Origin of the sequence: Kandleria sp., assembly GCF_017934775.1 — a bacterium.
GTDB lineage: Bacteria > Bacillota_I > Bacilli_A > Erysipelotrichales > Coprobacillaceae > Kandleria > Kandleria vitulina.
The window spans coordinates 1-22,787 of the sequence record NZ_JAGBIX010000048.1 but is presented as its reverse complement, the minus strand read 5'-3'; the positions used below and the strand labels follow the sequence as shown (position 1 = coordinate 22,787).

Here is a 22,787-nt window from a genome sequence, read left to right as displayed (position 1 = left end):
AATTGTTTTAGTCTTTCTACTGATTAATTTCAATTTTAAATTGACAATAGAAACGTTCCCCTTTATTCAAAGTCACAATACCTTCTTTATCCTTGAACTCTCCATTAAAATCAACATAGTCAGTATGACCTACCCATGGTTCAATAGCCAAAAGTCCACCGACATGGTTGCTTGTCCATAATCCCAGATGATCAAATCCTTCCATATGGAATACCAATGACTTATCATGATTGATAGATTTCAATGCGACAGATTCACTTTTAAAATGTGGCACAACAATCGCATCAGAATTAAAGAGTGCCTGTCTTATAAAGAAACGTCTTTCATTTTCAAATAAAGGCTTTAATTCATGTGACATGCCACCTCTTGCAGGATAAATGACCTTTGATGAAACAGTTTCATTCTGAGAGAACTCTACATAATAATCATTAGCGCTTTCCCCTTCCATAAATGGACAAGCAAAAGCAGGATGTCCACCGATCTGGAACATGATATGATCATCTCTTTCGTTGACTACTTCAAGATCAGCCTTTAATATATTATCTTCTAATGTATAAGTGACATATAGATCAAAGCTGTAAGGATACATTGTTTTGGTTTCTTCGTTTTCATGAAGATGAAAAACAACATGTGTATCATCACTTTCTTCTACTTCATAAACACTATTTCTAGAAAAGCCATGCTGATTCATGGAATAAGACTTTCCTTCAATATTTGTCTTGCCGTTCTTTAAAGCTCCTACAATTGGAAATAAGATAGGTGCACTATGTCCCCATAATGAAGGATCCTGTTTCCACATATAGTTGATATGATCTTCATTGCCAATCACTTTCGCAATTTCTGCACCCTTGGGATCTAATTCTACCTGTAAATAATTATTTTTTAATATCACCATTATTATAGCCTTCTTTCTCCATTGATATAAACCTGATTGATTGTAAGATCATCATCAAAGAACACAAAATCAGCCTGACATCCTTTTTCTAGACGACCTATCTTTTCATTATGAATACAATTGGCTGGATTACGTGATGCACAATTGATCGCTTCACATAAACTCATGCCTAAATGATCACATGCATTCTTAATGGCCTCATTCATCGCTACGACACTGCCAGCTAAGGTTCCATCTTTAAGTCTTGCCTGTCCATCTTTTACAAAGACTTCCTGTCCCCCTAAATGATAAACGCCTTCTTCCATGCTTGCGGCTTCTAATGAATCAGTAATAAGCACAAGGTGTTCAGGTCCTTTCATTTTATAAAGAATAGTAGCTGCTGGATAACTGACATGAACACCATCAAGAATCAGTTCAGCATAGACATCATGAAGCATGCTTGCACCAACTACTCCAGGATCACGATGTTTCAATGGTGTCATCGCATTATAAGTATGTGTTGTCGAATTAGCACCAGCTTCTATAGCTTTTAATGCTTCAGTATAAGTAGCATTCGTATGTCCAATAGAGACACTTACTCCCTGACTTGTTAAATAAGGAATCAGTTCTTTATCTTTTACAACTTCTGGTGCTAAGGTAATCTTCTTGACTAATTCATGATGCGTAGTCAACTTCTTATAATTATCCAAGGTTGGCTCAATAATACAGTCTTCAGCTTGAGCACCTTTATAGATCTTATTAATAAATGGTCCTTCAAGATGAACCCCGCCAATCTTGGCTCCTTTTACTTTATCCTTCATCTGACTTATGACATCAATAGCTTGAGAAATACGTTCAACAGGCATTGTCATTGTCGTTGGCAAAAAGGTAGTGACACCAGTCTTAAGATGTGCATTAGAAAGCTGATCAATCGTATCTTTAGTGACATCCATCGTATCAATACCACCACGACCATGGGTATGTATATCTACAAAACCTGGGGAAACGTAGCTATTGGCTGCATCGATGATTGTTTCATCACAAGGTACACGATTAGAGATTTCTTTAATGATGCCATCTTCAAAATAAAGATTCATATTTACAATCTCATCTTTGAGAATTAATTTACCGTTAATAATACATTCCATAAATACTTCCTCCTTTTGATATTATAGCATCTTCCTCTTATTAATAGTCACACAATTTCTTTATGTGAAAGCAAAAAAGAAGGATATGAATTTCATATCCTTCTCATTAATTATTTTTTATTAAGGTTGGCAAGTAATTCTTCAATGTGATTACCGTATTCAAGTGATTCATCCTTCACAAAGTTAAGTTCAGGACATTTACGTACATTTAATTTTTTAGATAACTGAGAACGAATAAATCCTTTAGATCTCTGTAATGCTTCTAGACCACGTTTAGAATGATTCATAAATGTAACATAGACTTTTGCATAAGAAAGATCATTAGTAACTTCTACTGCTGTAATTGTACAGTTCTTTACAAGTGGATCTTTTACTTCATTTCTTAAGATTAAAGATAATTCTCTAAGAATAAAAGTATTCATTCTTTCTGTTTTAATTTTTTTCATTAGTCGCGTTCAACTTCTTCCATGATATAACCTTCAACGATATCTCCTTCTTTGATATCATTGTAGTTTTCAATAGTTAAACCACATTCAAATCCCTGTGCCACTTCTTTTGCATCATCTTTGAAACGTTTAAGTGAACCAAGTTTACCTTCATAAACAACAACACCCTGACGAATCAATCTGACACCACAATCTCTTCTGATAAAACCATCAGTGACATAACATCCAGCAATGTTACCGATACGTGATACCTTGTAGATTGTTCTGATTTCTGCTTCACCAGTAACCTTTTCTTCATATTCTGGAGCAAGCATACCCTTCATAGCAGATTCAATTTCTTCAACCATCTTATAGATGATATTGTGAAGTCTGATTTCAACACCTTCTTCTTCAGCCTTACGTCTAACGTTAGCATCAGGACGAACGTTGAAACCATAGATAATTGCGCGTGATGCACTTGCAAGAAGAACATCAGATTCAGAAATAGCACCTACTGTAGAACGGATAACGTTAACCTTTGCACCTTCAATATCAATCTTTTCAAGTGAACCCTTAACAGCTTCTGCAGTACCGTTTACGTCCGCTTTAACAATGACATTCAAGTTAGCGACTTCACCATCTTTGATATGGTTGAATAAGTCATCAAGTGACATAGCGCTTGTCGCATTTCTTTCTTTTTCCTGCTTGATCTTAGCACGTTCTTCACCAATATGACGCGCTTCTTTTTCAGATTCAAATACCATGAAACGATCTCCTGCTTCAGGAACATCATTTAAACCAGTAATTTCCACTGGAGTAGCAGGTGCCGCCTTCTTGATAGGCTTTCCTGTATCATCAAGCATCTGTCTTACTCTACCGAAAGTAGAACCAACAACAATTGGATCACCAGTTCTTAAAGTACCATTCTGTACTAATAAAGTAGCAACTGGACCTCTACCTTTATCTAGACGACCTTCAATGACTGTACCATAAGCATAACGTTTAGGGTTAGCTTTTAATTCAGACATCTCTGCCACGATAGTAATTGTTTCAAGAAGTTCCTGAATACCAATTCCTTTTTTAGCTGAAATGTTGCAGTATACAACATCTCCACCCCAGTCTTCTGGCATAAGACCAAGTTCAGCCACTTCAGCCTTGATTCTTTCAGGATCTGCGCCTTCTTTATCAATCTTATTAACTGCAACAATGATAGGTACACCAGCAGCCTTAGCATGATCTACTGCTTCTCTTGTCTGAGGCATTACACCATCATCAGCTGCAACAACGATAATAACAATATCAGTAACCTGAGCACCACGAGCACGCATAGCAGTGAATGCTTCATGACCTGGAGTATCTAAGAAAGTGATCTTCTTTCCATTAACTGGAACCTGATAAGCCCCAATATGCTGAGTGATACCACCAAATTCACCTTCAACGACCTTAGACTGTCTGATTCTATCAAGTAATGTTGTTTTACCATGATCGACATGTCCCATGATTGTAACAACTGGTGGACATGTTTCAAGATCAGCAGGATCATCATTGATTTCAAGATCTTCAAAGTTCAATTCAGTAACCTTTACTGTCTTCTTAGCTTCATATCCATATTCAAGACAAATTAATTCTACCTGTTCATCAGTCAATGATGAATTGATAGTCACCATTGTCCCAAGCATAAATAACACTTTAATGACATTGGCAGGTGTCTGTCCAATCTTTTCAGCTAATTCTTCTACTGTGATGCCATCTTCATATTCAACAATGCCATCATTTAAGATTTTCTTTTCTTCTTTCTTGTTAGGAAAGTTGGAAACCATCTTCTTTTTTCTATTATTTCCCTTTTTCTTTATAATTTTCTTCTTTGCCATAATTAACCTCCTAACTTTTCTTTAAGCTTCTTCGCAAAGCCCTGGTCTTCAATCGCAATAGCCATACGATTGAATTTACCAATTGCCTGCGATAATTCTGCACTCGTTCCCCATTCCATAATGTCAACTTCATAGAAAGCACATTTGTCATGGAACTTCTTTTTCGTATTAGGACCAGCATCTTCAGCGACAATCACAAGCTTGGCAGTCTTTGATTGCACAGCCTTCAAAGCTGATTCACCAGTAGAGAGTTTTCTTGCTCTTTCTGCAAGTCCTAGAAAATTTAAGATATTTTGTTTATTTTGCATATTTTAATAGTTCTTCGTAGATTTCATCAGGAACTTCAATTCCTAGTGTACGATTAAGAACACCTTTCTTTTTTGCAAGCGCAATAGCTTCCTCAGATTTCTTCAAGTAAGCACCGCGCCCATTCTGTTTTCCTGTTGGATCTACAAAAACGTCTCCCTCTTTATTTTTCACAACGCGAATCAGTTCCTTCTTAGGAAGCTGTTCACCAGTTGCTACACATCTTCTTAAAGGTATTTTTTTCATAAGATCACCTATTAATCATAATACTTGTCATATTCATCATAATCAATGTCTTCATCGAATTTTGGATCATATTCAGGTTCATTTTCTTCTTCAGAAGCTTCATCTTCTTCAGCAATAACCTTTACATAATCAGTATCTTCTTCTTCATGTTGTTCTCTTAAAGCTTCAATATCAACATTGATTGATTCTTCTTCATCAAAAGATTCATCATCAAATGATTCAGCTACTAAAGCATCATCAAATGATTCAGCTACTAAAGCATCATCCTGATGAGTTTCTTCCATAGCTGCAAGCAATTCATTGTTCATTGCTTCATCAGCATCAAGATCAATACCTTCTTCAGCAATTTCACTTTCAGACTTGATATCAATCTTCCATCCAGTAAGTCTTACAGCCAATCTTGCGTTCTGACCTCTCTTACCGATAGCCAATGATAACTGATTATCTGGAACAACAACTAATGCGCTGTTTTCTTCTTCATTGGTCTTAACAGTAGCTACCTGAGCTGGAGATAAAGCATTAGAGATGAATGTAATAGGATCTTCATCCCAAGAAATAATATCAATCATTTCTCCATTAAGTTCAGTCACAACATTTCTAACACGAGTTCCCTTAGGACCTACACAAGCTCCGATTGGATCGATATCTTCATTATCAGTAAATACAGCAATCTTGCTACGTTCACCAGGTTCTCTTGAAACAGATTTGATTTCAACAGTTCCATCATAGATTTCAGGAACTTCCATTTCAAATAATCTCTTAACAAGACCAGGTTCAGTTCTTGATACACCAATATGTGTACCCTTAGTTGTCTTTTCGACATCACTTACATAAACCTTAAGATGCTGACCTTCATTAATCACTTCTCCAGGAATCTGAGCATTAAGAGGAAGCAATGCTCCAGTCTTACCAATATTGATAATGGCAAATCTTTCTTCTACACGATCAACAATACCAGTAATGATATCATCTTTCTTATCTACATATTCATTATAAAGTGCTTCTTTTTCAGCTTCTCTGATCTTCTGACGTAGAATCTGCTTAGTCTGAATGGCAGCTAGACGACCAAATACTTCAGGAGATACTTCAGTAATAACATCATCCCCTACTTCATATTTAGGATCAATTTCTTTTGCTTCTTCTTCAGATAATTCATAATCTTCATCCATGACATCATCAACGACATGTTTGATTTCAAATAATCTGATTTTTCCTGTCTCTTCATCAATTTCAACATTAACAATTGAATCAGGACCAAGATAGTTCTTCTTATATGATTTTTCCAACGCTTCCTTTAAAGCATCAAGAACAGTTGCTTTTGCAATGCCTCTTTCTTCTTCAAGTGCATCAAGTGCTTTAATAAATGCTTTAGTTGCAGCATCCACTTTTTTTCTAGCCATTATTCAATAATCCTCCTTAAAACTTAACAGCCAATCTTATGAAACGTACATTATCATAAGGAATCTCAATTTTCTTTTTTCTTCCTTTCACAAAATACTGTAAAAGAATGATTTCATTTTCTGCTGAAAGAATAGTACCTTCTACTTCATGCATACCTTCCTTAGGATCCTTAAAGTCAATGTGAACATACGAATCAACATTTTCAACAACTTTTTCCCATGTTCTCAAAGGCTTCTCAATCCCAGGTGATGACACTTCAAGATAATATTCATCCTTGATGACATCAATTTCATCAAGCTTTTCACTGACAGCTTCACTGACAGCAACGCAAGTATCCATATCTAAGTTATCTCCATTCTTTTCAATGTAGACACGAAGATACATCTCTCCTGCTTCTTTTTCATAGACAAGATCATCTAAATAACAATCCTGTGCTTCAATTAATGGAACAATTGCAAGTTTAATTTTTTCTAGCATAAAACCTCCAGTTCAATAAATAACGAGAGGGTCGCCCCTCTCGTTGTAATCTTATCACAAGAACACTATAGCATAATTAATACTACAAGTCAAATATAGATAACTGATCACTTTCAGATAAATGATCAAGCACGCCCATACGACTTAATGTCTCGATATGTGTATTAGAAAGCTTTGTACGCTTCTTGACATCTTCCACAGAAGTAAACTCATGTTCATTTCTTGCCGCAATCACTGTATCCCCTACAGAATCACCAAGACCATCAATAGATGTAAATGGTGGAACAATCGCAAATGGATCATCCTTATCTAAAGTAAAGGAACGAGAATCACTCTTATCTAAAGATAATGGTGAAAAATGATAGCCACGATCAAACATTTCCATGCATACTTCAAAAACCGTAATCAATGCTTCATCCTTATTTGAAGTCTTGTTTTCAGACTTCAAATGAAGAATTTCCTGATATCTATTCCATGTTGCTTCTTTTCCATTGATCATTGTCTCAATCTCATAGGCATCACAACGTGTTGTAAAATAGACCGTATAATATTCTCTAGGATAATAAAGTTTCCACCAGGCAATACGCAAAGCAGAATATACATAAGCTGCCGCATGAGCCTTAGGGAACATGTATTTAATCTTCAAACAAGAATCAATATACCATTGTGGAACATTGTTCTTCTGCATAAGTTCCACATATCCCTTATCAGGGAAGACTTTTGGTGCTTTCCCTTTACGGGTAACTTCCATGATATCAAACGCATCCTTGTTAGGAAGACCTTTTTCAATAAGATAAACCATGATATCATCACGACACCCAATGACATTGGACAATGTACAAGTTCCCGTCTTGATCAAGGTTTCCGCATTTCCCAAGTAAACATCAGTACCATGGGACAACCCAGAAATAATGACAAGGTCATTGAATGACTTAGGCTGAGTTGCATCAAGCATACTGCGGACAAAACGCGTACCGAATTCAGGAAGACCAATAGCCCCACTCTTGCAGTTCATATAAGACAGATCAATACCTAATGCCTTAGAGCTTGTAAATAGACTCATGACATAAGGATCATTAGTAGGAATAGTCATTGGATCAATTCCTGTTAAATCCTGCAGTTTACGTGTAACAGTAGGATCGACATGTCCTAAGATATCGAATTTAAGAACGTTGTCATGGATCTTATGGAAATCGAAGTGCGTTGTCTTCCATGCTGCATTGACATCATCAGCTGGATACTGATATGGCGTGAAGTCAAAGACTTCCATATCATCTGGAATAACGATAATGCCGGCTGGATGCTGTCCAGTTGTACGTTTAACACCCTGACATCCGTCTGCAAGACGCTGCAGTTCCGCACCGCTGATGGTATCTTCGATACCTAAACGTTCAGCATACGCTTTAGCATAACCATAGGCTGTCTTTTCAGCGACAGTGGCAATGGTACCGGCTCTAAAGGAATGGGCTTCTCCAAAGATTTTTCGACAGAAGGCATGTGCCTTTGGCTGATATTCACCTGAGAAGTTCAGATCGATATCTGGAACCTTGTCTCCGTTGAATCCAAGGAAGGTTTCGAATGGAATATTATGTCCATCACCTTTCATATATGTACCACAGACCGGACAGCGTTTATCTGGTAAATCGAATCCGTTGGCAATCTCGCCATCTTCAAAGAACTCAGAATGCTGACAATGTGGACAACGGTAATGTGGCGGCAATGGATTCACTTCAGATATACCTGACATTGTGGCTGCAAACGAAGATCCAACGGAACCTCGTGAACCTACTAAGTAACCATCATCATTGGATGCATGAACTAGGAGTGCAGATATATAGTAGATAACGGCGAATCCATGTTTGATGATACTTGACACTTCTCTTTCAAGTCTCTTTTCAACAACTTCAGGAAGCTCCTTACCGTAAAGACGATGAGCTGTATCATAACAAAGATCCTTGAACTTCTGATCTACGTTTTCAATGTGTGGTGGATACAGCTTATCTTTAACAACCTGAATCTCATCATCACAAAGATCAGCAATCTTATTGGTATTTGTAACAACATACTCATAAGTCTCTTCATCACTTAAATAAGGGAACAGCTTCAACATTTCATCTGTTGTTCTAAAATAACAATCAGGAGTCAATGCCTTTGGATCCCCTCTTACAAGAAGTGGATGAGGACGACCATTGATCTGCAGTTTATCATTGGAAATAAAGACATCCCTAAAAATCTTATCACTTGGATTTAAGAAATGAACATCCCCTGTTGCGACAATGATCTTTCCTTCTTCCTTGGCCACCTGAATAATACGTTCATAGATCTTCTGAATATCTTCCAATGATTCATAGCGATGTCTATAGACAAGACATTCAGCATCCACCAATGGCTGTATTTCAATATAATCATAGAAACGAATTTCTTCACGTAATTCTTCAATATTTCTCGTAGCAGCAATTTCAAAGACCTTCGAGTTAAGACATGATGAACCATAAAGCAAGCCATCACGATAATGTTCTAGTTCAGCTCTAGGAATACGTTCACTTCGATAGAAGTACTTTGTATTAGCCAAAGAGATAATTCTAAACATGTTCTTTAATCCATCATGCGTCTTGGCGATAGCGGTCATATGATAAGGGAAAGCATGCTTGTAGCTTTCTTCAATAGGAAGATCATTGATCTCATTGACATCCTGGATGTCTCTCTTTTTCATATCTTCCACCATACTGTTAAAAGCTAACCCCAATACTTCCGCATCATAGTCAGCACGGTGTGCTTCTTCCCCATCATAAGGAATCTTATAATAATTACATACTGCTCCTAATCGATAAGAACGCATCAAAGGAATAAGATGTCTAGCTAAAGGAAGCGAATCAATCCAAGTATTTTGAATTGGTTCTTGTCCCATATTGCGCAGATCCTTATCAAGCATACCAATATCGAATTTACCATTATGCGCTACAAGCAGATGATCACCAAAGAATTCAAGAATCTTAGGCATAAGCTCTTCGATAGTAGGTGCATGCTTGATATCTTCATTGGTAATACTTGTCAACTCAGAAATCTTAGGACTGATTGGCTTTGGTGATTTTACAAAGCTTTGCATACGATCTACAATCAATCCATTCTTGATCTTGACTGCACCAAATTCAGTGATGTGGTCATCAATCTGCGATAGACCTGTCGTTTCCAAATCGAATGAAACAAAGGTTAAATCATTAAGAGGAATAGAGCTTACATTCATGACACTTGTAAAGTCCATATCAATCATATTGAGCTCTACCCCATAAATCATCTTGATATTATTGCTTTTAGCAGCTGATTGTGCATCTGGGAAAGACTGTACGTTACCATGATCAGTAACCGCAACAGCCTTATGTCCCCATTTTGCAGCCTGCTTTATATAATCCGCAACGGGATTCATACCATCAAGTGTAGACATATTGGAATGCATATGTAATTCGACACGCTTTTCTTTGGCGGTATCTTCTCTTTCTTTTGGAGAAGGAATGATTTCAATATCACGAGCCATAAGCGTATCTTCTTTACTATATTTATCATATTCCACCTGACCTGTAACACGAATCCATTTTCCACCTTTTTTAAGTTTATCAAGTTCTTCTTTAGGCACACGTTTACTTTCAAAACGCTTAACGATAATACTATCCGTATAATCAGTCACATAAAGAGTCTGGATATGTTTCCCACTTTTAATCTGGATGGTTTCTTCTTTAAAGCAATACCCTTGAACCATAACTTCTCTGATATTGCCATCGATTTCACACATCTTGACATGTGTATATTCTTTCTTATAAGAACGCTGTTTCCCCTTTTCAAAAGAATGAGAAGGTGCAGGTGCACTTGATGAGACCATCTTTAATGCTTCAGGACTAACATAAGCATCAGCAGGATGATTAAGTTCTTCTTCTAATGCCTTATAATCCTCATTGTTTTTATCAATGTAAGTCTTAAATGAAATATGAAGACCAAACATCTGGAAATAATGTTCAAATACAGGATACAAGTTTGTAAACTGATTCACCTGTATCACATTGATAGCCTGTATCAATAGCACATTATTCTTAAAAGACAAATCCTTCTTTTCTACTGTCGCAATCTCTGGATATCTGATTGCGAGCTTCTCAAAGATAAAAGCAGAGTATTCAAGAACCTCTGCTTCATCAAAGCTTTGTTTTGTTTCAAAGAAGAATTCAGTTGGATATGGGAAGTGATTACGTGAATCTAATAGACGTGTCACTTCATCTAATGGCAATAATTGAGCAGATGAAATGAAGAAGGTGTAATGATCATCATGATGTACGATAACACGCTTTATCTTTGAAGATAAAAGATGTGGTACATTGCTTAGCTCTAACTGCTTAAGCAAGATCGCCATTTTGTCCATGTAAATTCCTCCTTAAAATAGTTTGATAATATCCTGGAATGTAATATAGAACATCAATAATAAAATTAAACCAAGTCCAGCAGCCTGTAAGGCATACTTCACATTAATTGGCAATTCTCTACCAATAACCCCTTCGACAATCGCAAAGAGTGTTTGAGCACCATCTAGACCAGGCACTGGCATCAAATTAAAGATACCAATATTGACAGACAACAATGCCATCAAATAGAAGATTTCAGCTACCTGTCCATTTTCAGTAACTGAAGCAGTTACCTTATAAATACCAACTGGTCCACTCATCTGTTTTACAGTTGAAGTGAAATTGACAACTAAAAGCTTCAAAGCATTGAAGATAGCTAGAGACATTGTACCAATTGTCGTAAATGTATTAGTAAATGCTTCTCCAATACCAAGACGACGTGTCTTTTGCATAATGCCAAGCTTATATCCTGCTGCATCTTTTTGATAAGTCACTGTCATTGGGACATCCTGTTTCTTCCCATCTCTTTTGATAGTGACAATAAGTGATACAGTCTTTTCATTGTTATGGGCATCACCAGATAAAGCTTTATTTAATCCTTCAATACTCTCAACAGGAAATTCCTGATGCGTATTCTGATCAGTAATCGCAACAATCTGATCATTGACTTTAAGCCCTGCCTTCTGTGCTGGTGTATCATTTAATACTTGTCCAATAACACAGTTATTGACTGGTGTCGTACCAACGCTCACGTTTAAGACGAGCATAATAACAATGGCCAAGACAAAGTTCATGAAAATACCAGCTAAGAAGATGATGACTTTCTGATAAGTCTTCTTGCCTTTTAATGTTCTTTCAACAGGAAGATCCTTGAATTCCTCATTGTCTTCCTGATCAGCTTCTCCAGCCATTGACACAAAGCCACCGATAGGAAGAGCACGAATCTGAAATTCCGTTTCCTTTCCTTTCTTATGAAAAATCTTAGGCCCCATACCAATAGAAAAGGCACCGCAGTAGACTCCAAAGATCTTTGCAGCAATGAAGTGTCCAAATTCATGAATGGATACAATAGTAGTTAAGATAAATAGAAAAACAATAAGGTTAATGATAATCTGCATGTTATGCAACACCTGCTTTCTGTTTTACATATGCTCTTGTTTTTTGATCAATGAGCAATAGTTCATCTAGTGATGGGTTTTCTACCACTTCATGATGATCCATAGCATCCTTAACCAAATCAACAATTTCAAGGAATTTAATATGTCCTTCTCTAAAAAGTAAATTGGCAACTTCGTTAGCCGCATTTAGTACACAAGGCATACTGCCTCCTGTTCTTCCTGCCTCATAGGCAAGTTTCAATGCAGGGAAACGTGTAGTGTCTGGTTTTCTAAAATGAAGTGTACCAATATCCGATAATGAGAGACGTTCCGCTTTTAAGTCACAACGATTAGGATAAGTCAAAGCATACTGAATAGGAAGACGCATATCAGGTGTTCCCATCTGTCCGATGACTGCAGTATCGCTAAATTCTACTGCTGAGTGCAGAACACTTTCAGGATGAATGAGCACTTCAATATCATCATAGTCTACATCAAAAAGCCATTTGGCTTCCATGACTTCTAATCCCTTATTAAACAAAGTGGCACTATCAATTGTAATTTTAGCACCCATGCTCCAGTTTGGATGATTGAGGGCCTGTTCTACAGTGGCATTCTTAAGTTCTTCAAGACTCTTGTCTCTAAAGCTGCCCCCACTGCATGTCAATAAAATCTTGCTGACTTCTCCATGATGACCTGCTCTCATAGACTGCCAGATGGCACTATGTTCACTATCAACTGGTAAAAGTTCAATGCCGTATTCTTTAACAAGCGGCATAATAAGATGTCCTGCCACAACTAGTGTTTCTTTATTGGCAATCGCAATATTTTTCTTTGCCTTGATAGCTTCCATTGTAGGCAATAATCCGGCAAATCCAACAATGGCATTTAAGACAATGTCAGTTTCTTCTAATGTTGCAATTGTTAATAGTCCTTCATCACCATAATAGAAATGACGATCAGGATATTCTTTAGATAATGCAATCGCATCCTGTTCATCTATAACCGCAATATGCTTTACTGGAAGCTTTGCCATAATGTCTTTTAGGACCTTCATATTATGTCCAGCTGACATGGCAATGATTTCAAACTGATCAGGATGTTCTAAGACAACTTCAACAGTCTGTGTTCCAATGGATCCAGTAACGCCAAGAACAGTAATTTTTTTCATAAAGTGACCTCCTCAAAGTAAGAGAATCTCTTAATAAATAAGAGATTCATTATAGTAAAATATTAAGCAATAGTCCTAATACCATCGCATTGAAGATAATTGAATCAAAACGATCAAGTACCCCACCATGTCCAGGGAAGATCTGCGAATAATCCTTGACATCAAAGTAGCGCTTGATGCTGCTGAAAGTTAAATCACCAATCTGTCCTGTAGAAGATAAGACATAACTTATTACAGCTAACTGCCATAAAGATAATGGCATTTTCATTAAGAAACCAAAAGCTAATGCTAAAGTACCACCACAGATGATACCGCCAATAGAACCTTCAATTGTTTTATTAGGAGATAATCTTGGATTAAGCTTATGCTTACCGATAGCACGACCTACAAAGTAAGCGAAAGTATCAGCTCCAAGAGTAGCAATAGCTAATAATAAGACATAAGATAAACCAAGGTGCATACGCATGACATAGACCATATGCAATCCTAATGCGACTAGTGTTCCACCAGTAAAGTAATAGCCTAATCTGGCAAAATCAATGCCGGCATCAAAGATGCCGCAGACAAGCAGAACAATCAAGTAGATCGCAATATTGATGCTTGGTACAACTGTCTTATTGCTTGTAAAGATACTATAGAACAAGAAGAAGCCAACTATCCCATATAGATAGATATGCGCTTTAGGATTCTTGCATATAGATAATAGTTCAAATGTTGCTACACCAGCGATAAGTGCCATAGCGATCTGAAAGCTTACTGATCCTACAACAACGACTGGAATCAACACTAGGGCTAGCAGAAGACCCGTTATGATACGCTGTTTCATTTAAGTACTCCTCCGAATCTTCGTTCTCTGTTTTGATAATAGTAAATGCATTTATGAAGCTCTTCTTCATTAAAGTCAGGCCATAGAGTATCTACAAAAATAAATTCTGCATAGCTTAACTGCCAAAGAAGATAGTTTGATAAACGGCATTCTCCACTTGTTCTGATCATAAGATCAACAGGAGGAAGACCTGCTGTCATCAAATGATTCTCAAAGAGGTTTTCATCAATATCATCCATTGAAATCAATCCATCTTTATATTCCTGTGCAATAACTTTTGTAGCCTGTACAATTTCATCTCTACCTCCGTAGATGAATGCAAAGACAAGTGATAATCCTGTATTATCTTTTGTCTTCTCAATTGCTGCATTGATAATATCCTGCGTTTCCTTAGGTGCCATTTCTAGATGACCAATAAGCTGAATTCTTACATTGTTTTCAATAAGTTCTTTTAAATACAATGAGAAGAATTCTTTAGGAAGACGGAAAATATAATCTACTTCCTTCTGATCTCTCTTAAAGTTTTCAGTAGAAAAAGCGTAAACAGTCATAGCCTTGACACCAAGACGATTCGCTTCTAATGCTAAAGAACGAATAGTTTTTGTTCCTTCATGATGGCCAAATGTTCTTGGCATCTTTCTTTTTTTAGCCCAACGACCATTTCCATCCATAATAAAAGCAATGTGCTGAGGAATATTATTCATATCTAAGTCGTAGGATTTTGTTTTTTTCTTAAAAATCATAGATTTCCACCTCTTTTGCCATTATATCATACTGAAAACTTCAGGCAACATGAAATAACTTGAATGGCCTATCTTTTTAAAAAAGAAGTCAATATGATGATTGACTTCTTTAATATCAGATTACGCGCATTGTCTGCCATTTTCCTTGTTTATAGCGCCAAATAAAGAGAACAGCTCTTACACACCAATCACATACCATTGCCCATGCGATGCCGATGACTCCCATTTTCATCACGACACCAAATAAATAAGAGAGCACAAGGCGAACGACAATTGTTGATGCAACTGAAACTATCATTGTAAAACGAACATCTCCTGCTGCACGTAGTCCATTACCAAGACATCCTGAAAAAGGAAATGCGAAGGCATTGAAGATATTATGAATGACGACTAGCATAAGTGTTAATGCAACTGTTTCACTATTTAAACTGTAAAATCTAAGCATTAGTGGTGTTAATAAAAATACTATCGCATTCCAGGCTACAGAAAAAAGCACGGTAATTTGTGTTAATTTTTTAAAATAGAACGATGCTGATTTAACATCGGATGCGCCCATACACTGTCCAATTACAGTGATATAAATGGGACCAAATGTAGCACCGGCAAGAGCTGCTAAAGACCATATGCTTTGTGCTATTCCATTAGCTGCAATCTGATATGTACCAAAAAGTGCAACGATACTTGATAGTGCCACCTTGACTAGCTGAAAGATTCCATTCTCAATGCCATTAGGAATAGCGATACGAAGAATTTTATTTAACATCGTGCGATTGATCTTAAATATTGATTCCATCTGATAACTAATAGCATATCGCTGATTAAAACAAAGTACAGTTATGATAATCGCAGCAACTGTTCTAGCAATAAATGAGGGATAAGCTACCCCTGCTACACCAGCATGTAAAATATAGATTCCAATGTAGTTACCGATCACATTTATTATGTTAACGACAATGGAAGTGTACATGGTAACACTCGTCTTTCCCATGCTTCTAAAAAGTGCTGCTCCCGCATTATAGCAAGCTAATGCCGGATATGAGTATGCGGAGATTCGAAGATATGTCTCACAGGCATCCATGACATTTTTTTCTACGTTTCCAAAAAGAAGCTGTAATATTACTCGGTTGCCAATTAAGACGAGGAACATAAGCATAATAGAAAAAATCATGGAAAACATCAGTAATTGTCCTGATGCTTCACTAGAACGAGCCTTATCCTTGTTGCCAAAATATTGACTGATTACAACAGCACCGCCAGAGGCAAGTGCTGTAAAAAGATAAATAAATACAGTATTAAACTGATTAACTAAAGATACACCTGCTACCGCCGCTTCCCCAGCCTGACTAATAAAGAATGTATCCGCAATACCGACAAGCATCACCAGCAGCTGTTCTAAAAATAATGGAACAATCATGGCGACAAGTTCTTTTCTAGTAAAAGTAATTTTCATAATTGATAAGCCTCTCCAGGCACAAGAACTTTCAGTCGCTCAGGATTAGTTACTGCTTTTTTTAAAGCGATTGGATTACCGTTGAATGTAGACCAGTCTGGAGCATCAACGCTTCCCCAATGAATAGGAATAAGTACTGCATTTGGATAAGTCTCACAAAGCTTTAATGCTCCTTCAAATGTGATATGCCATTCATTGTCTGAGAAGTCCAATAAAATCACATTAGGTTCTTTATAAGAAAGCTGTTCATCTAAAAGCTTTGAGTCACCTGGCATCCAAATTGTTCCATCAGGTGTTTCTAGATAAAAACCACAATAATCTTCTTTTTCCCATTTTCTATACTGCCATTTCTGGTGCTCGTTTTGCCAGTTGTGAAGTGCTGGCGTTAATTTGATTTGAATGTGATCAATTGAAAAAGTTTCTCCAATATCATGGCCAATACCATCAACGCCTTCTTTGACCATTTCCTGTGCCACATACTTTGGGGCGTGCCAGCTTTTTGTATGAGATTTTGTATCATTTAATGTTGCTCTTGAAAAGTGATCATTATCTATGTGTGTCACAAGATAACCGTCTATTTTTTTAACGTCATGTATTGCCAGAGGGATTTCACAAGCAAGAGGCATATCAAATCCTTCTAAAACAGGATCAATCATAATAACAGTTCCTCTGCTATTAATCATGGCTCCTCCACCAGCTAACCAACGTACTTCTGTACCATCAATTCTATCGAAATTTTGCTTGGAAATATGTTCTACTCTTTCAGGGACAGCCTGTCCTTTTTTATTAATGATTACATTCATTTTATGATTCTCCTTTTATTATTGACACCGTGTCAACAGCATTGTATCAATTTATTTGATTTATGTCAACAAAAGGAAAAAGGACCGATCTCAGTCCTTTACTATTATTATAATTTAATGTAATAAAGACAAATATTTTCATATTGTCCATTTTTCATTCTAAAACCCTTTGGAATAACGCCTAATTGATGAAATCCAATTCTTTCATAGAGATGTCTGGCATGAATATTGCTTTCTACTACGGCATTGAACTGCATTATTTTAAAGCCATGTTTTTTAGCTTGAATTAGACAATCCTTTACAAGCTGCTCACCGATATGCTTTCCTCTACAAGAAGAATCAACCGCATAGCTAGCATTACAGATATGTCCGCATCTGCCCACGTTATTAGGATGAAGAATATAGAGGCCAGCAACTTTTCCTTGGTCCTCAAATACACCACAGTAAGCCTGTTCAGAGAAGAATTTTATTGCACTTTCTTCATTTAAAAACTCTTCTTGTGGAAAAGCTATTCCTTCTTCAATAACTTCATTCCAGATGCGTATCATGTCTTTTATATCTGATGTTTTATATTCTCGTATCATAGTATCCTCCTAATGAAAAAGGCTGATGCTACCACCAGCCTCATTTTTATACAGTCATTAAATCTTTTTCTTTTTCTTTAGCGATGTCTTCAATTTTCTTAACATATTTGTTAGTTAAATCCTGAACATCTTTTTTACCCTGCTTGATAGCATCTTCAGTTTCACCTGATTTTTCTACATCATCATTAGCAGCTCTTCTGACGTTTCTTAACGCTACTTTATCTCTTTCAGCAATCTTTCCTACCTGCTTAACTAATTCTTTACGACGTTCTTCTGTTAGAGGTGGAATATTGATTCTAATAACATTACCATCATTTTGAGGAGTTAAGCCTAAATCAGCTTCATAGATTCCTCTTTCGATATCTTTCATTGAGCTTTTATCGTAAGCTTTGATTACTAACTGACGACCTTCAGATACGCTGATACCTGCAACCTGGTTTAATGGTGTAGGTGCGCCATAGTATTCAACCATAACTGATTCAAGCATTGAAGGATTAGCTCTACCAGTACGGATGTTTAATAGTTCTTTAGAGAAGTTAGCGACAGTCTTCTCCATCTTTTCTTCTGCTTCTAATAATACTTCATCGATCATTATTTATTATTCTCCCTTCGAGATGATAGTTCCATCTACTTTATTTTCGCAAGCTAAAGCAATATTGCCTTCTTTTTGCATATTGAAAACTGATAAATCAATATCATTGTCTTTACATAATGTAATAGCTGTCTGATCCATGATCTTTAAGTCTTTGTTTAAGACATCTAAGTAAGTAAGCTTATCAAACTTAGTTGCTGTTGGATCAATCTTAGGATCTGCTGAATAAACACCATCAACACCGTTCTTAGCCATAAGAATAACATCAGCATTGATTTCAGCTGCTCTTAATGCAGCAGTTGTATCTGTTGTGAAGTAAGGGCTACCTGTACCACCTGCAAAGATAACAATTCTACCTTTTTCAAGATGTCTAACAGCTCTTCTTCTAATATATGGTTCAGCAACTTCTTTCATTTCAATAGCTGTCATACAGCGTGTATGTACGCCAAGAGCTTCAAGTGCGTTCTGTAATGCAAGACCGTTCATGATAGTTGCTAACATACCCATGTAGTCAGCATTAGCTCTTTCCATGCCCATGTCTGCACCAGTCTTTCCTCTCCAGATATTTCCACCACCGCATACAACAGCGATTTCTACACCTAGATTTTTTGCATCTCTAATCTGAGCAGCGATATCTGCTACAACTTTAGGATCAATACCTGTACCTTTTTCACCAGCTAAAGCTTCCCCGCTGATTTTAAGTAAAACTCTATTATATTTCATAAGAATCTCCTTTTCTCATACATACATTCTAATTGAATATTAGAATCACGTCAACAATTTATAGACTCAATAAAAAAGCCTATACTAACAAATGTTTGCGTAAAAAAAGAGAGACAAAAAGTCTCTCAATCAATTTTAAAGTCCAGCCTGTGCAGCTACTTCAGCAGCGAAGTCGTCTTCTTTCTTTTCGATACCTTCACCAACTTTGAAACGAGCCATTTCTAATACTTTACCTTTACCTAAGTATTTTTCAACAGTCTGATCTGGATCTTTGATGAATTCCTGATCATTTAAGCAGATTTCTTTGAAGTTTTTCTTTAAACGACCCATGATGATCTTTTCCATGATCTGAGCTGGTTTTGGTTTAGCAGCTTTTGCATTTTCTTCTTCAGCCTGAGTTTTTAATACAGTTAATTCTCTTTCACGAACGTCTGCAGGGATATCTTCTTCAGAGATAAACTGAGGAGCACTTGCAGCTACGTGCATAGCGATGTCTCTTGCTTTTTCAGCATCATCAATTGAAATCTTAACTAATGCAGAAACAGATCCACCCATGTGTGAGTAAGCACCGAATGCTTCTTCATCAGTTTTTTCCATAACAGCGATTCTTCTTAAAGATAATTTTTCACCGATCTTACCAGTCTTTTCAGCGATTACTGTTTCAAGATCTTTACCATCTACATCTAATTTTAATGCAGCTTCAACATCAGCGCATTTATTATCAGCAGCAACGTTAGCGATTAAGTTTACTAATTCTTTGAATTCTTCATTCTTAGCAACGAAGTCAGTTTCAGAGTTTACTTCTACTAATGCAGCAGTATTTCCTTTGATTGCGAAAGCAGATAAACCTTCAGCAGCGATTCTATCAGCTTTCTTAGCTGCCTTAGCGATACCTTTTTCTCTAAGCCAGTCAAATGCAGCTTCGATGTTACCGTCAGTAGCATCTAATGCTTTTTTACAGTCCATCATACCTGCACCAGTTTTTTCACGTAATTCTTTTACTAATTTTGCAGTTACAGCCATTTCTTTTTCCTCCGTTAATATAATGATAAGGAAGCGGAAGCTTCCTTATTTGTGAACGTTATTAGTTATTTCTTGGTCCTCTATTATTTCTACGAGCGTTCTTGTATCTTGGACCTCTGTTTCTGTTTTCTTCAACAGAAGCAACAGCATCGTTCATAGTTACTTCTTTTTCTTCTTCATCTTTTAAGTAAGCAACAGTTGTTGGTTCACCTTTTGCTTCACAGATAGCATCTGCCATAGAAGCAACGATTAACTTAACAGCTCTGATAGCATCATCATTTGCTGGGATGATGTAATCAACTTCATCAGGATCACAGTTAGTATCAACGATACCGAATACAGGGATACCTAAGATTTTAGCTTCAGCTACAGCGTTATGTTCAACTTTAGGATCAACTACGAATAAAGCATCTGGAAGCTTCTTCATATCTTTGATACCACCTAAGTTTCTTTCTAACTTAGCTTTTTCTTTCATCATTAAGATAGCTTCTTTTTTAGTATACTTTTCTAAAGAACCATCTTCTTCCATTTTTTCTAATTCGATTAATCTCTTGATTCTTCTAGTGATAGTTTTGAAGTTAGTTAAAGTACCACCTAACCAACGAGAATTAACATAGTAAGAACCAGATCTTTCAGCTTCAGCCTGTACAGCTTCCTGAGCCTGTTTCTTAGTACCTACGAATAATACTTTTCCACCTTTAGCAGCGATATCCATCATTGCTTTGTAAGCTTCATCGATCTTTTCAGAAGACTTCTTTAAGTCAATGATATAGATTCCGTTTCTTGATGTGAAAATGTATGGAGCCATTTTTGGGTTCCATCTTTTTGTCTGATGTCCGAAATGAACACCAACTTCTAATAGTCTTTTCATTGAAATTACTGACATGTGTAATTTCCTCCTTTTCGTTTTTTCCTCCACTGCTTCTAACTTTTGACACCCTTTCAGGCACTCGTCAAGAGAATCCACAGTGTGTGTATTTAAAACACCTCAATGAATATAACATAATCTTATAAGAAATACAAGCATCATTAATAAGAAATATAAAAAAGATAGGTGTCCCCTATCTTTCTAAATATGTATTTCCTTCTTTACTAATACCAAGCTTTGGATAGATGGCATACACTAACAATGAAAGAATGCCATTGATTAACATTGTTGGCAAGAGTCTTTGCAAAATAAAGAGATAGAATGCAAACGAAGTTGCTCTTACAATAAATTCAAGCACGTAGATAAAAACTTCCTTGAAAGCAACAATTGACATTGCAAATACCGCAAACTGCATAAAACCAAATCTGTTGGTAGAGAAAAACTTCGTACGTACAAAAGCGATAATAATATAAATCAATACATAAGCTGCTAGCGCATTAGAATAGACAATACTGTAGTAAAGTCCACAAATTGCTGAAAAGAAATATCTTTCAGTACTGTCATCTAGATCATTAACAAGCATAGTAAAGCAAATAAGACCTAATGAAGGTACAATAATTGCGCCCTGTCTTGTAAATGGATATGGCAACAAGTAGACAATCAGACCATCGATGAGATAAGCAATTACCATAATAATAAAACTACGAATCAATCTGTTTCTCATCATTATTTCCTCTTTACAATAGCAAGATAATTTAGATTATCAAAATCTGCGCTTGGCTTAACAGCAATGATTTTCCCAGTAGATGCATTATCATTAGTAAATCCTTTAACATTACCAACCAAAATACCCTTAGGTGTCTTATCGCTGCCACCAAGCCCGCTTGTTAACACCTCAGCATTGGTTTCAACTTTAGAAGCTGTCGATAAAAGCTGAATCTTAAAACAGTGAGTTCCTGTATCATAACCATTAAGTAGGCCATAAAGCGTATCCTTGCCGCTTTGAATCATCACTGGAAGCTGGAATCCTGTGTTCTCTGTACATAATAGACGCACTTCAGAAGAAACAGCACCTACACGTGTAATCACACCAACCATGCCATTAGCACTCATGACTGCCATACCTTTCTTGATGCCTGACTGGCTTCCTGAATTGATCATGACTGTACTATCCCAGGCCTCAGAATCTCTCTTGATTACACTAGTATATGACAATGTATATTCAGTAGGCAGATTCTTAATGTTCGTAATAGATTTTAAATCATTAAGTTCCTTCTCAAGCTGCTTATTATAAGCTAGCTCTCTTGCATAATTATCCAAGGATTTCTTTAATTTCTTGTTTTCATTATAGACATCTTTCAATGCAGCATATTCAGATGCCAAATTGCCAAGTCCATCAATTGGTGCCTTAAAAATATAATATTCAATATTAGAAACTGCATCTTTTACAACTCCAAATCCAGGTACAACATTCGTACTTGTCAAAAGGGAGATTACACTCGCCCCAACAAGGACAATCGTCACGATAAACATTCTCTTATTCGCTTTTTTGTTTTTATCGTTGAACACATTCCTCACCTCGTGGGACTATTATAAAATATACACTGCAAAAATGCAATTACATCATGTTCTTTGTGAACTACCACCCACCTAAAGGTAGGTGGCTTCTAAGAACCTGACGGTTCTATTTAAGAAGTTTGATATTTAAGTTTCCACCCGACAAGTCAGGCAATCCTTATTCTTACAGGCGTGTCCACTTCGCCTCTACCGTATA

22 protein-coding genes are annotated in these 22,787 nt (G+C 36.6%); all 22 read right to left on the bottom strand.

From position 1 onward, the window contains the following. Positions 1-16: 16 nt before the first annotated feature. The gene (locus J6L95_RS05385; protein WP_287458419.1) at positions 17-895 is read right to left on the bottom strand and encodes an aldose 1-epimerase family protein; all 879 of its coding nucleotides are present in this window, start codon (positions 893-895) and stop codon (positions 17-19) included. Positions 896-897: 2 nt separating this feature from the next. After that, a complete protein-coding gene (gene nagA / locus J6L95_RS05380; RefSeq protein WP_287458418.1) occupies positions 898-2,022 on the bottom strand; it encodes an N-acetylglucosamine-6-phosphate deacetylase in 1,125 nt (374 codons plus the stop codon). Positions 2,023-2,132: 110 nt separating this feature from the next. After that, positions 2,133-2,468, bottom strand: coding sequence for a 30S ribosome-binding factor RbfA (rbfA, locus tag J6L95_RS05375; protein ID WP_029070486.1), 336 nt, complete (start codon positions 2,466-2,468; stop codon positions 2,133-2,135). Beyond that, entirely contained in the window at positions 2,468-4,318 is a 1,851-nt protein-coding gene (gene infB / locus J6L95_RS05370) for a translation initiation factor IF-2 (protein ID WP_287458417.1), read from the bottom strand. Before infB ends, rbfA begins: the two co-directional genes overlap by 1 nt. A gap of 2 nt (positions 4,319-4,320) precedes the next feature. Next, positions 4,321-4,626 carry a L7Ae/L30e/S12e/Gadd45 family ribosomal protein gene (locus tag J6L95_RS05365; protein WP_287458416.1) on the bottom strand — a complete coding sequence of 102 codons (306 nt, stop codon included), beginning with the start codon at positions 4,624-4,626 and terminating at the stop codon, positions 4,321-4,323. After that, a complete protein-coding gene (gene rnpM, locus J6L95_RS05360; RefSeq protein ID WP_029070483.1) occupies positions 4,616-4,870 on the bottom strand; it encodes an RNase P modulator RnpM in 255 nt (84 codons plus the stop codon). Before rnpM ends, J6L95_RS05365 begins: the two co-directional genes overlap by 11 nt. An 11-nt stretch (positions 4,871-4,881) precedes the next feature. After that, on the bottom strand, positions 4,882-6,270 hold the full coding sequence (nusA, locus tag J6L95_RS05355; RefSeq protein WP_287458415.1) for a transcription termination factor NusA: 1,389 nt from the start codon (positions 6,268-6,270) through the stop codon (positions 4,882-4,884). A 16-nt stretch (positions 6,271-6,286) separates the two neighbouring features. Then, positions 6,287-6,748, bottom strand: a complete 462-nt coding sequence (gene rimP, locus J6L95_RS05350; RefSeq protein ID WP_029070481.1) for a ribosome maturation factor RimP — start codon at positions 6,746-6,748, stop codon at positions 6,287-6,289. A gap of 82 nt (positions 6,749-6,830) precedes the next feature. Then, positions 6,831-11,153 (bottom strand): PolC-type DNA polymerase III, encoded by a 4,323-nt coding sequence (locus tag J6L95_RS05345; RefSeq protein ID WP_287458414.1) that lies wholly within the window; start codon positions 11,151-11,153, stop codon positions 6,831-6,833. A gap of 12 nt (positions 11,154-11,165) precedes the next feature. Further along, positions 11,166-12,251: a M50 family metallopeptidase gene (locus tag J6L95_RS05340; protein ID WP_287458413.1), complete on the bottom strand. Its 1,086-nt coding sequence runs from the start codon at positions 12,249-12,251 to the stop codon at positions 11,166-11,168. Position 12,252: 1 nt separating this feature from the next. After that, positions 12,253-13,401 carry a 1-deoxy-D-xylulose-5-phosphate reductoisomerase gene (locus J6L95_RS05335; RefSeq protein ID WP_029070478.1) on the bottom strand — a complete coding sequence of 383 codons (1,149 nt, stop codon included), beginning with the start codon at positions 13,399-13,401 and terminating at the stop codon, positions 12,253-12,255. Between the two features lie 49 nt (positions 13,402-13,450). Beyond that, positions 13,451-14,227 carry a phosphatidate cytidylyltransferase gene (locus J6L95_RS05330; protein WP_029070477.1) on the bottom strand — a complete coding sequence of 259 codons (777 nt, stop codon included), beginning with the start codon at positions 14,225-14,227 and terminating at the stop codon, positions 13,451-13,453. Next, on the bottom strand, positions 14,224-14,970 hold the full coding sequence (uppS, locus tag J6L95_RS05325) for an undecaprenyl pyrophosphate synthase (RefSeq protein ID WP_287458412.1): 747 nt from the start codon (positions 14,968-14,970) through the stop codon (positions 14,224-14,226). The genes J6L95_RS05330 and uppS overlap by 4 nt, the downstream gene beginning before the upstream one ends. Positions 14,971-15,085: 115 nt before the next feature. After that, positions 15,086-16,420 carry an MATE family efflux transporter gene (locus J6L95_RS05320; RefSeq protein WP_035885270.1) on the bottom strand — a complete coding sequence of 445 codons (1,335 nt, stop codon included), beginning with the start codon at positions 16,418-16,420 and terminating at the stop codon, positions 15,086-15,088. Beyond that, positions 16,417-17,223 (bottom strand): MBL fold metallo-hydrolase, encoded by an 807-nt coding sequence (locus tag J6L95_RS05315; protein ID WP_074685805.1) that lies wholly within the window; start codon positions 17,221-17,223, stop codon positions 16,417-16,419. The genes J6L95_RS05320 and J6L95_RS05315 overlap by 4 nt, the downstream gene beginning before the upstream one ends. 107 nt (positions 17,224-17,330) lie before the next feature. Continuing rightward, complete coding sequence (locus J6L95_RS05310) at positions 17,331-17,807, bottom strand: GNAT family N-acetyltransferase (RefSeq protein WP_287458411.1); 477 nt, start codon at positions 17,805-17,807, stop codon at positions 17,331-17,333. Between the two features lie 46 nt (positions 17,808-17,853). Further along, the gene (gene frr / locus J6L95_RS05305) at positions 17,854-18,399 is read right to left on the bottom strand and encodes a ribosome recycling factor (protein WP_029070473.1); all 546 of its coding nucleotides are present in this window, start codon (positions 18,397-18,399) and stop codon (positions 17,854-17,856) included. A 6-nt stretch (positions 18,400-18,405) separates the two neighbouring features. Continuing rightward, positions 18,406-19,122 (bottom strand): UMP kinase, encoded by a 717-nt coding sequence (gene pyrH, locus J6L95_RS05300; protein ID WP_029070472.1) that lies wholly within the window; start codon positions 19,120-19,122, stop codon positions 18,406-18,408. A gap of 135 nt (positions 19,123-19,257) precedes the next feature. Then, positions 19,258-20,145, bottom strand: coding sequence for a translation elongation factor Ts (gene tsf, locus J6L95_RS05295; protein ID WP_287458410.1), 888 nt, complete (start codon positions 20,143-20,145; stop codon positions 19,258-19,260). Positions 20,146-20,206: 61 nt separating this feature from the next. Further along, positions 20,207-21,031 (bottom strand): 30S ribosomal protein S2, encoded by an 825-nt coding sequence (gene rpsB / locus J6L95_RS05290; RefSeq protein ID WP_029070470.1) that lies wholly within the window; start codon positions 21,029-21,031, stop codon positions 20,207-20,209. 175 nt (positions 21,032-21,206) lie between these two features. Further along, on the bottom strand, positions 21,207-21,740 hold the full coding sequence (locus tag J6L95_RS05285; protein ID WP_051654345.1) for a rod shape-determining protein MreD: 534 nt from the start codon (positions 21,738-21,740) through the stop codon (positions 21,207-21,209). After that, positions 21,740-22,582, bottom strand: a complete 843-nt coding sequence (gene mreC, locus J6L95_RS05280) for a rod shape-determining protein MreC (RefSeq protein WP_287458409.1) — start codon at positions 22,580-22,582, stop codon at positions 21,740-21,742. Before mreC ends, J6L95_RS05285 begins: the two co-directional genes overlap by 1 nt. Positions 22,583-22,787: the final 205 nt, after the last annotated feature.